The following is an 11,635-nucleotide window of genomic DNA, read 5'->3' on the forward strand; positions in this document are numbered from 1 at the left end:
TTAATAGCCGTGTCACTTTATTATGAAGGAGGAACAAAATGATTAAACGGACGATAAAGCAGCTATCAGAAATGATTTCTATACAAAATGATATAGATTCATTTGCGGATCTAATGGTTGAGGGCATTACGATTGATTCTCGGAAAATCCAAAAGGGAAATTTATTTATTCCATTTAAGGGTGATAGAGCTGATGGACATAAGTATGTAGCGGAATCGATTGAAAAAGGTGCAGTTGCTGCTCTTTGGCAAAAAGATGTCCCTAATCCTCCAGCAGATTTACCAATTTTAATCGTTGAGGATTGTTTAGTTGCATTGCAAGAGGTTGCAAGAAAATATCGGGCAGAATTAGATGTCAAGGTTGTTGGAATCACTGGTAGCAATGGAAAAACAACGACTAAGGATATGACAGCAGGATTACTCTCTCTTCACTATAAGGTTCAAAAAACAGAAGGCAATTTCAACAATCATATTGGTCTCCCATTAACAGTGCTTGGACTGCGTGATGATACAGAAATAGCTGTTTTAGAAATGGGAATGAGTGGCAGAGGGGAAATCGACTTTTTAACGAATCTTGCTTGTCCTGATGCTGTTGTGATTACCAATATTGGAGAATCTCATATGCTTGATCTGGGATCAAGACAAGGAATTGCTGAGGCAAAGTTAGAAATTATGAGTGGACTTAAAGACGGAGGACTAGCTGTTCTTTATGGGGATGAACCACTACTAATGAAACGGATTCAACAATTTAAAGGGAATGTAAAAATCAAGACTTTTGGAAGAAGTACTAGTAACGATCTTTATCCAACGGAAATTACCCAATTGGAGCATGGGAATCTTTTTACCATTAATGGTGTAAAGGAAAGCTTCGAGCTTCCGGTTTTAGGAACACACAATATTTTAAATGCACTTGCTGCAATGTTAATTGCTAATCATTTTTTAATACCTTTTGAAAAAATGAACGAGGGGTTAGTTGCAATCAAGCTGACAAATATGCGGATGGAGCTAGTTGAAGGTAAGAACGGTGAGAAAATCATCAACGATGCATATAATGCTAGCCCTACCTCAATGATGGCTGCTATTGAATTAATTTCGAATATTCAAGGCTATAGGAAGAAGATTCTCGTTCTTGGAGACATGCTTGAACTGGGACCCCAAGAGGAGCAATATCATTTACAAATCGGCGAAGGGTTAAAAGCTGATAGGATTGATTTGTTATTTACTTATGGTCAACTTGGGTCAAAGATTGCAGCAGGTGCAAGGAAAGAGTTAGGGACGGAAAGAGTATTTGCTTTTACAGATAAAAACGCACTGATAAAGGAATTGGAAAACCATGTTGACGAACAAACCCTTGTTCTTGTGAAAGCATCAAGAGGGATGAAATTAGAAGAAATCGTGACCTCTTTACAAAAATAATTGATTTTAGCCACAATAGGGTGATTAACATGATTGGCTGCTTATGTTTACATGGCTTCACGGGTGCTCCATATGAAGTGGAGCCACTTGTTGAGTATTTAATAAAGCGAACAGATTGGATATTTAGAGTTCCTACTCTTCCAGGTCATGGGGAACCCCTTGCATTAAAAGGAGTACGTTATCAACAATGGATTGAACATGCTGAAGTGGAATTGGAAATTCTAATGCAAACTTGTGATGTAGTCTATATTATCGGTTTTTCGATGGGGGGGCTAATAGCTAGCTACCTAGCTTCAAAATATCCTATCGACAAGCTCGTTCTGCTAAGTGCTGCAGCATATTATCTTAATCCAAAGCAACTAGCGACAGATATCAAATTGATCATTGTGGATTCTTTTCATGGAAACTTACGTAATAATGAATTATTTTTACGATATAAAAGAAAAATAAAAGAAACCCCTGTTGCGGCAACTATGCAATTTCGTAAACTTGTTTCGTTTATCAGACCACATCTTATTCAAGTTGAGGTACCAACTTTTATAGCACAGGGAGAAAGCGACGGAATTGTGCCGCCTAAAAGTGCTGAATACCTTTTTCGATCAATTAATGCACAGCAGAAAAGACTCACGTATATTAAACATGCAAAGCATCATATTTGCTACTGTGAGGAAAAGTTGACCCTCTTTTCCCAAGTGTTGGACTTCTTAGCGGAGGATTAGACAACCTATATCCATACTACAACAATGTTGCAATTTGTAATAACTAGTGGTATGATTATTGTCAACGTGTCTAAAGCATAATGGAAAAGGGCATACTCCTAAGTGGAGGAGTGTCTTTTTTTGCTAATAGAGAAGGTAAAACCTTCCTATTTCACATATGGACGGCAACTACTACGGCTCTGCCACTAGTATTTTAAGGTGGGCAGTCATTGAGCTTTCTTTACTAAAATAGAGATGTTGCCTTATTTAGGCATTTTATTATGGGTGTCTGGGAGCGAAGAAATTCAGCACACAAATAAAAATATATTTGGAAACAAATGAAGGAGAATGAAAACATTGACAAAGTTTCAAGATTTAGGCCTCAGTCAGGCTACTTTGAAAGCTGTCCTCAACATGGGCTTTGAGGAAGCTACACCAATTCAGGCAGAAACGATTCCGATGGGTTTAGCAAATAAGGATTTGATCGGTCAAGCTCAAACAGGAACAGGTAAAACAGCCGCTTTTGGTATTCCATTGGTTGAAAAGGTTGACATGAAGTTAGATGCTATTCAAGGAATCATCATTGCACCAACCCGTGAACTAGCTATCCAAGTTTCAGAAGAGCTTTATAAAATTGGATCTGGTAAAAGAGTTCGTGTTCTACCGATTTATGGTGGACAAGATATTAGTCGCCAAATTCGCTCATTGAAAAAGTTCCCACATATTATTGTAGGAACACCTGGACGTTTACTTGATCATATTAACAGGAAAACACTTCAACTTGGTCAAGTCCACACAGCAATCTTAGATGAAGCAGATGAAATGCTTAATATGGGCTTCATTGAAGATATTGAGTCTATTTTAGCCGCTATTCCAACTGAACGCCAAACATTGCTTTTCTCAGCTACAATGCCTACACGGATTCAAAGAATGGCAGAAAGATTTATGCGTGATCCACAAATCGTTCGTGTTAAAACGAAGGAAATGACAGTTCCATCTATTGAACAATATTATTTAGAAGTTCAAGAAAAAAATAAATTTGATGTTTTAACAAGACTTCTTGATATTCAATCACCAGAATTGGCAATCATTTTTGGCCGTACAAAACGTCGTGTTGATGAATTATCAGATGCATTAAACTTAAGAGGCTATACAGCAGAAGGTATCCATGGAGATTTAAGCCAAGCTAAACGTATATCAGTCCTTCGTAAGTTTAAAGAAGGCTCAATTGATGTTCTTGTAGCTACGGACGTTGCTGCAAGGGGTCTAGATATCTCTGGAGTAACACATGTTTACAATTTTGATATTCCTCAAGATCCAGAAAGCTATGTTCACCGTATTGGACGTACTGGCCGTGCTGGTAAAACAGGTGTTGCGTTAACTTTCATTACTGCTCGTGAAAAATCTTACTTAGCAGTTGTTGAAAAAACAACTAGACATAAGATGGAAAGAATGACTGCCCCAACACTAGATGAAGCGTTGGAAGGTCAACAAAAAGCAGTTGTTGATAAAATTGTTCAAACAATTGAGTCCAACAATTTACATTATTACAAAGCAGCTGCTCAGGAACTGCTTGAGAATAATGACCCTTCAACTGTTGTAGCAGCAGTATTAAAAATGCTTACTAAAGAACCTGATACGACTCCAATTAAGTTGACTGAAGAACAACCTCAATCATCAAGAAGAGATCGTAAACCACAGGATCGTAAAAGAAGCAGCGATTCAAGAAATTATGACTCATCACGTGGACGTAGCAAGAAAGCTCCAATGAAGCCAAGAACTGGTGAAAAGCGTAGCAGTGGTCCAAGTAGTAGTAAACCGTCAAAACCAAGAACCTATAATCATTAATATAGAAAGCATGGACAATATGTCCATGCTTTTTTGGTTAAGCAGAATTTATATCCATAAATTCTGCTAGCGCATAAGGGTAACTACGCCTAATCATTGCCCTTAGGGGCTCGCCAATCGGCGGGTTTTCTTTATATTCGAATTTATATGGTTTCCTTTAGAACTGCAAATATAATAAAAAAATGTCTTGCACCAAAGGTTTGGTCTTGAAGCGATCTGAATCTCCCTACAATCCCTTTGTCCAAAAACCAATAATGGTAAATAGAATGATGACTCCCCAAAGAAGAACCTTTAAAGGGGAATGCTTTGAAAGGCCTTTCCTGTTACGTTCCGTCCAATTTGCCATACCCTTCATAGAATTTGTGAAATCTCTTTTATTAAAATAGGGAATTGCGCCGATGAGAAATCCACCAAGGAGCCCGAATAAATGCGCTATAATATTAATATTGGGCTGTAAAAAGGTTATAACGAGACTTAATACACTCATAGTTAGGATAATTTGTGTATTCTCCTGGGAAAGCCATTTTTTGCGAAATAGGATAATAGCAAGATAATAACCAAAAAGACCAAAGATCGCCCCGCTTGAACCAACATGGATGTATGTTAAGGGTTCAAGTGCGAAAGTAGCGATATTGGCTAACAGTCCAGAAATGAGATAAACTGTTAAAAATTTACCGCTTCCAAGTATTCGTTCAAGTGCCGGACCAAATAATATTAGGGAAAAGCTATTAAATAGCATGTGTGAAAAGCCTGAATGCATAAAGGTAGGAGTAAGTAATCTCCAATATTCTCCTTGTGTAATATAAAGATTAACCCCAGATAAAGTTTCCATAAACCAATAGTTTGGCAAGAATGGTAAAACAGTACAAAGGTATAAGATAATATGAATGGCTATAATAGTAGAAACAATGGGAAAATAGCGAATGAATTCCCGAAAGCTCTCTGTTCTTGTAAACATTTTTTCCCTCCTGTATGTTCTTATTAATAAGCATAACCCGAAATTGCATCTTGTACACTAGTATGCGAAATACAAAATAAATAGAAGGAAGTTAGGACATGATAAAAGGAATTGGTATCGATATTATTGAGTTATCAAGGGTTCAAGAAATAATCACCAGGCAAAAAAAATTTATTGATCGAATTTTAACAGATAAAGAAAAGCAAACGTTTGAAGAATTATCTGATCTTAGAAAGGTTGAGTTCCTTGGGGGCCGATTTGCTGCAAAAGAGGCATTCTCAAAAGCGAATGGAACGGGAATAGGAAAGCAATTATCCTTTTTAGATATTGAAATCGAAACGGATAGCTTTGGAAAACCCTTTATCAGTAATCCTAAAGTGCGAGCCCATGTGTCGATCTCACATAGCAAGGAATATGCCGTGGCCCAAGTCGTTATTGAAGAAAACTAAAAATAGCAGACTTGCCAACCCTTATGACATATTTTATATGGTTGTCTCATATATTCATAGGGAAATAGGAGAGACAAGGTCAGCTATGGTAACATTGGAAAGCAAATTTTCTATTCAACTTTAATCTCAGCTACGATTTGTTTTTAATCCACTGCCTGATCCCTGCCTTTCTCTTCTCCATAATTATATGAAATGAGATAAGAAGGGGTTGAAAGAATGAGGAAAAAGTTGTTGCTGATCTTTACAGGATTGATGGTTGTATTTACCTTAGTAGCTTGTGGTTCTAAATCACAAAGCGATGTAACAAAAGAGTTAAATGGAAAATTATCCGATTTATCAAGCTATAAAGTGAATGCAAAAATGACATTAAAAATGGGAACAGATTCACAGGTTTATAATGTGGAAATTTGGCACAAGGATCCAACTTACTATCGTGTGAATCTAAAAAATGCCAAAAAGGATCAAAGTCAAATGATTTTGAGGAACGATGAGGGAGTGTTTGTTCTAACACCTGCCCTAAATAAAAGCTTCAAATTCCAAAGTGATTGGCCGCAAAATAGCAGTCAAGCCTATTTGTATGAGTCGCTAATCAAAGATATTCTTGAAGATAAAGGTGCGAAGTTTTCTACAACAAAGGACTTTTATGTTTTTGAAACAAAAACACGCTACCAAAATAATAAAATGCTGCCAACTCAAGAAATCAAGCTAAACAAAGGCGATTTATCACCTGCTGTTGTAAAGGTAATGGACCCTGATCGAAACGCCTTAGTAACAGTTGAATTTACAAAAGTAAAATTTAATGCAAATTTAGATAAAGAAGACTTTGATATGAAGAAAAATATGACTCGAGCACAACTTGGTCTTCCTGCAATGGCAAAGGCAAATGACGGTGCTTTTACAGTCAAATACCCAACAGCTAAAATCTCTGGAACAAAATTAATTGAAGAAAAGAATGTTGAAATTGATGATGGCAAAAGGGTCGTCCTCACATATGATGGTAAAAAGTCATTTACCCTTGTACAGGAAAAGGTTGTAGCTAAAACAGCTGCAACAAATGCTTCCACTTTTGTAGAAGGCCAACCCGTTGATTTAGGATTCACAATTGGTGCAATATCAGCTCACTCAATTACTTGGTCCCAAGATGGCGTAGACTATATGATTGCTTCGAAAAATTTAACAAAAGATGAATTAATAACTGTTGCTAGTTCTGTTCAAGGAGACATGGTGAAATAATTTGATTAAAGGAGCAGGCTCTTAATGGGGCCTGTTTTTTTGTGTGAAAAAAGGGTAGGGCTATGCAAAAACAGATCGGAAACAAACTCTTCTGCTAGATTGAAAACAAAGTTAAATTTTCCAAGCAAACAATTTAACCACTATTGAAATATGTGTTATGTTGTAGTAGCTAAAATATAAATGATGAGGAGTCTAACATATGATGAAAAGATTGGTAGTTTTAGTAATAGCTTCTGTTTTGATGGTTCTTATGTTAAGTGCATGCGGGAGCAATACAAAACAAACGGACAATTCTTCAACAGCAACAACCACTGCTACAAAGGGGGATGTTGTCGAAATCAAAGTTACGGCAAAGGACTTTGAATTTGATAAAAAGGTAATCCATGTTAAAAAAGGTGATAAAGTAAAAATTACGCTACAAAGTGATGATGGAGGGCATGGACTTGCCATTCCTGACTATAATATAGATATCCAAGGGAATGGAAGTGCTGAATTTACTGCAGACAAAGCAGGTACATTCGAATATCATTGTTCTCTTATGTGTGGAGCAGGACATGCAAAAATGACTGGAAAATTGATCGTAGAATAGAAAAAGGTAAAAAAGAGATAGGAGGGTTCTATCTTTTTTTTGCTTCTAGTCCTAATACTACGTCAGCTTTTAGTCTTTTAGTATGCTTTTTGAGTGGTGTGTAGGAAGCGTAGCTTTTGAGTAGTTTGGGGTACTATTCTTTTGTTTTTTTGTCATTTGACATTTGGTTTTAGGAGTTCAATAATCAAAATGAATAGTATAGAAATCATTTATTGATCTTAAATTAGGAAGTGTTTAAATGGAACAGGAAGGTTATTTCTACAGAGATACATGGGCAGAAATAGACCTGGATTGTATTTCGGAAAATATTAGTTCAGTCAAAAGCCTTTTACCAAAGGAAGTCGATATTATAGCGGTTGTTAAAGCAAATGCATATGGGCATGGAGATTTACAAGTTTCTAAGGCTGCCTTAGATGCTGGAGCATCATATTTGGCAGTGGCGTTTATGGATGAAGCAATTGCGCTAAGAAAGAATGGGATAAAGGCTCCAATTCTAGTTTTAGGTGCCACCCGTGCTGAGGATATCCAGATTGCGGTTAACCATGCTATCACTCTTACCGTTTTTCAAGTAGATTGGTTACAAAAAGCAAAAGGATATTTAAAAGGTAATGAAAAACTTCCTGTACACATTAAGTTAGATACTGGAATGGGTCGAATTGGTATACGTAATAAGGAAGATCTAAAGGAAATTGAACTAGTACTAAGAGAGGATCAAAGTTTTTATTTGGAAGGTATCTATACACATTTTGCTACTGCCGATGAAGTTGATCTTACTTATTTTAAACAGCAATTGGACATGTTTCAGGACATGTTGACAGTGCTAAAGGAAAAACCAAGATATATTCACTGCAGCAATAGTGCGACCACGTTGCGATTCCCACACGCCTATTTTAATGCTGTTCGCACTGGTATCGTTATGTATGGGTTGTCCCCTTCAGCAGCGATGGAACCAGAAATTCAGATTGCTCTAAAGGAAGCCTTTTCCCTTCGTTCTAGGCTTACCGATGTGAAAAAGCTGCAGAAGGGCGATAAAGTAAGTTATGGTTCGACGTACGAAGCTAAAGGTGAAGAATGGATTGGGACGATTCCAATTGGATATGCAGATGGTTGGATTCGCAAGCTCCAAGGAAGTGAAGTTCTAGTAGAAGGAAAATTTGTGCCAATCGTTGGCAGAATATGTATGGATCAATGCATGATTCGCCTTCCATATGAAGTTCCAATTGGAACGATCGTTACTTTGATTGGGAGTGATAATGCTCATTTTATTTCGGTTAATGATATCGCTCATAGATTGGAAACCATTAATTATGAAGTTCCATGCATTATTGCCAATCGGGTACCGCGGCTATATAAAAAGGGCGGACAAATCGTTGGCATAAAAAATAGCCTTCTTCAGAGTTAAAACACTCATGAGTTTCACGTCCCAACGTAAGTGGGGATGAGGAGTTAAAGGTAGTACTGATTTTATTATTAGTAAAAATAAAATTTAACAATTCCCTTCAAAAAAATGTGATAAAGGATTTAAAACAAACATATTTATGATACAGTGGGTCTTTGCTGCATAAAAGAATCTTTTAATGGCCTATAATACAGAAGAATGACTAGATAGCCTATGCATTGGGTATGATTAATGGTATTATTAAAAATGGTACAGATAAAATGGTGTGTAGTGATGGTGGAGGTGTATGTTTGTGGCTGAGTCTAGCGCAATAACGGAAATCTTAGTAGAATTACCGCAACATCTTTTAACTGAATTAGATGGATTTGTAAAACAAGAAAATGTAAATCGCAGCGAATTCATTTACCAAGCAACAAAAATGTATTTACGCGAACGAAAACAGAGACAAATTCGCGAAACCATGAGACGTGGTTATATGGAAATGTCGAAAATAAATCTAACCATTGCATCAGAAGCATTTCTAGCAGAATATGAGGCAGAACACACAGTCGAACGTCTAGTAAGCGGAGGATAATCCCTTGATTGTTAAACGCGGTGACGTTTATTTTGCGGACCTATCCCCTGTTGTTGGTTCTGAACAAGGCGGCGTTCGTCCAGTACTTGTCATCCAAAACGACATCGGGAATCGGTTTAGTCCAACAGTAATTGTTGCAGCGATCACAGCCCAAATTCAAAAGGCGAAGTTGCCCACGCATGTTGAAATCGATGCGAAGCGCTATGGTTTTGAACGAGATTCAGTCATCCTTTTAGAACAGATTCGTACAATTGATAAGCAGCGATTAACCGATAAAATTACCCATCTCGATGACGAAATGATGGAGAAAGTGGATGAAGCCTTGCAGGTCAGTTTGGGTCTCATCGAATTCTAACATATAAGTACGCTCTTTTAGTAAAGGGCGTTTTTTTTACATAATCTTACCCTCATATTGAATATATCTGCTAAAGCGAGCTGAAAAGGCTTGCTTTTTTTTTATGCAAAATTATTGTACAGTCCCCTCTATTAGCCTTGTTGATATTCCTTATATACAGAATTAGTGTTGTAAATATTATGAATATATAGTAAATTTAGAATAAAATTATGTACATAAGGTAGAAGCTCAGGATTTAGTTATCGTCCGAACTAGAGTAGATTGAAACACCGAAGGGGAGGTATCGTCATGAAATGGACTGTAAGTAAAAAGTTAATTAGTGGGTTCTCAGTCGTTTTATTTATTTTAGCCGTTACTGTTAGTATCAGTTATTATGAGATTTCAATGGTGAATAAAACATACAATAGCCTAATAAACGATAGGGCGAAAGTAGTCATCAATATAAAAGATTTACAAATTGCAGTAAGTGAGGAACAAACGAATTTACGTGGTTATCTAATTATGGGTGATGAAACAAATTTACAAAACTTTCAAAAATCCCGTGATGATTTCAAAAAACTTTATGTGAATTTACTTCAGACCATTCATGTCTCTAAGGACGTGCAGTTATTAAAAGAGATAAACCAAATAGAAAATGAATTTAGCGGGTTTGCTAATAATGTAGTTGAATTTAAAAGACTAAACCAAACAACTGAATATATAAGTATGGTTTCGGGTAAAGGCCCGGAAATAATAAAGCGCTTTGACCAAAAAACGGAAGAGTTATCACAATACGAGAAAAGAGTACTAGATCAGGGGAATACAGAAACAACTACTAAAATAAAATCAATTAAAAACGTGGTTCTAATCTTGGGTGTACTAGCAATTTTAGCGGGGTTAGCGATTGCATTATATATTGGTGGTCACATTTCTAGGCCTGTTTTGAAAGTATCCAACTTGGCCAAAAGAATTGCTATGGGAGATCTTACTATAGATGAAGTTAAGGTAAATAACAGGGATGAAATCGGTGAGTTAGCCCAATCATTTAATGAAATGGCCACAAATCTTCGTCAATTAATAATTGAGGCAAATTCACATTCTGTTCAAGTAGCAGCTTCAGCAGAAGAATTAATAGCAAGTGCAGAACAAACAAGTAAGGCCACGGAACAAATCGTTATATCGATTCAAGAAATAGTGAAGGGTACGGACAGTGAGGTTCAAAGTGTTGACGAAGCTTCCCAAGCAATTCATGAAATGTCGATTGGTGTAAAACAAATTGCAGATAACTCGCAGATCGTGTTATCAACCGCAATGAATGTGTCTGAAAAGGCTTCAGAAGGAGGACAAGCAATCCAAACGACTGTTAAACAGATGCAAACAATTAATGACACAGTTGGCGGATTAGCTAATGTCGTAATAGGTTTAGGTGATCATTCCAAGGAAATTGGTCAAATTATTGAAGTGATCACGGGAATATCTGCACAGACAAATCTACTAGCATTAAATGCAGCGATAGAGGCTGCAAGAGCTGGGGTGCATGGTAAAGGGTTTGCAGTTGTTGCGGATGAAGTACGTAAACTTGCTGAACAATCAGCGAGTTCTGCAAATCAAATCTCTACATTAATTTCAACCATTCAAGTGGAAACAAATAATGCTGTTAAATCAATGGAGACTGCGACGAAAGAAGTAGTAGTGGGTATTAATGTCGTTAATATGGCTGGAGTATCATTTGAATACATTCAAGAGGGGATAAATGAAGTTACAACCCAAATTCAGGAAATTGCATCAGCTGTTCAACAAATGTCTGCTGGTTCAGAACAGATGGTCCATTCAATGAAGTTAGTCAATGAGGTTTCAGAAACAATAGCCTCCGGTACCCAGGAAGTTTCAGCGGCCACTGAGGAACAATTGGCTTCAATGGAGGAAATCACCTCTGCTGGTATTTGTTTATCAGATATGGCGGAAGAATTACAAACGTTGATTGGGAAATTTAGAATATAAAAAGCTGACGACCACTTGCTAAAATAAGTGGTCGTCTTGCCTCTTGTTAAATACCCTCAGTTTTGCTTTGATGAAACTATGTTTTGGATTTGATACAATATGATAATAGATGAAATAAAAATTTGGAGGATTACTTT

11 protein-coding genes are annotated in these 11,635 nt (G+C 36.9%); 10 read left to right on the plus strand and 1 reads right to left on the minus strand.

Going from position 1 to position 11,635, the window contains the following annotated elements; translation table 11 throughout:
* Positions 1-38 precede the first annotated feature (38 nt).
* From murF to RCG20_RS12465, 3 genes are all read left to right on the plus strand, one after another.
* A complete protein-coding gene (gene murF / locus RCG20_RS12455) occupies positions 39-1,415 on the plus strand; it encodes a UDP-N-acetylmuramoyl-tripeptide--D-alanyl-D-alanine ligase (RefSeq protein WP_308180466.1) in 1,377 nt (458 codons plus the stop codon).
* A 29-nt stretch (positions 1,416-1,444) separates the two neighbouring features.
* Positions 1,445-2,134, plus strand: coding sequence for an alpha/beta hydrolase (locus tag RCG20_RS12460; RefSeq protein ID WP_308180467.1), 690 nt, complete (start codon positions 1,445-1,447; stop codon positions 2,132-2,134).
* 336 nt (positions 2,135-2,470) lie between these two features.
* Positions 2,471-3,961: a degradosome RNA helicase CshA gene (locus RCG20_RS12465; RefSeq protein WP_308180468.1), complete on the plus strand. Its 1,491-nt coding sequence runs from the start codon at positions 2,471-2,473 to the stop codon at positions 3,959-3,961.
* A 226-nt stretch (positions 3,962-4,187) separates the two neighbouring features.
* Here the strand turns inward: RCG20_RS12465 and RCG20_RS12470 are convergent, their stop codons facing one another.
* The gene (locus tag RCG20_RS12470) at positions 4,188-4,919 is read right to left on the minus strand and encodes a rhomboid family intramembrane serine protease (protein WP_308180469.1); all 732 of its coding nucleotides are present in this window, start codon (positions 4,917-4,919) and stop codon (positions 4,188-4,190) included.
* Positions 4,920-5,017: 98 nt separating this feature from the next.
* Between RCG20_RS12470 and acpS the strand changes: the two genes are divergently transcribed.
* The 7 genes from acpS (at position 5,018) to RCG20_RS12505 (ending at position 11,498) form a co-directional block, all read left to right on the plus strand.
* The gene (gene acpS / locus RCG20_RS12475) at positions 5,018-5,368 is read left to right on the plus strand and encodes a holo-ACP synthase (RefSeq protein ID WP_308180470.1); all 351 of its coding nucleotides are present in this window, start codon (positions 5,018-5,020) and stop codon (positions 5,366-5,368) included.
* Between the two features lie 216 nt (positions 5,369-5,584).
* Entirely contained in the window at positions 5,585-6,601 is a 1,017-nt protein-coding gene (locus RCG20_RS12480) for a LolA family protein (RefSeq protein WP_308180471.1), read from the plus strand.
* Between the two features lie 199 nt (positions 6,602-6,800).
* Complete coding sequence (locus RCG20_RS12485; protein ID WP_308180472.1) at positions 6,801-7,190, plus strand: cupredoxin domain-containing protein; 390 nt, start codon at positions 6,801-6,803, stop codon at positions 7,188-7,190.
* Between the two features lie 238 nt (positions 7,191-7,428).
* A complete protein-coding gene (alr, locus tag RCG20_RS12490; protein WP_308180473.1) occupies positions 7,429-8,592 on the plus strand; it encodes an alanine racemase in 1,164 nt (387 codons plus the stop codon).
* Between the two features lie 289 nt (positions 8,593-8,881).
* The gene (locus tag RCG20_RS12495; RefSeq protein ID WP_308180474.1) at positions 8,882-9,163 is read left to right on the plus strand and encodes a CopG family ribbon-helix-helix protein; all 282 of its coding nucleotides are present in this window, start codon (positions 8,882-8,884) and stop codon (positions 9,161-9,163) included.
* Between the two features lie 4 nt (positions 9,164-9,167).
* Complete coding sequence (ndoA, locus tag RCG20_RS12500) at positions 9,168-9,518, plus strand: type II toxin-antitoxin system endoribonuclease NdoA (protein WP_007083556.1); 351 nt, start codon at positions 9,168-9,170, stop codon at positions 9,516-9,518.
* Positions 9,519-9,806: 288 nt separating this feature from the next.
* Positions 9,807-11,498 carry a methyl-accepting chemotaxis protein gene (locus RCG20_RS12505; RefSeq protein WP_308180475.1) on the plus strand — a complete coding sequence of 564 codons (1,692 nt, stop codon included), beginning with the start codon at positions 9,807-9,809 and terminating at the stop codon, positions 11,496-11,498.
* Positions 11,499-11,635 lie beyond the last annotated feature (137 nt).

Source organism: Neobacillus sp. PS3-40 (assembly GCF_030915485.1).
Lineage (GTDB): Bacteria > Bacillota > Bacilli > Bacillales > Cytobacillaceae > JAUZPL01.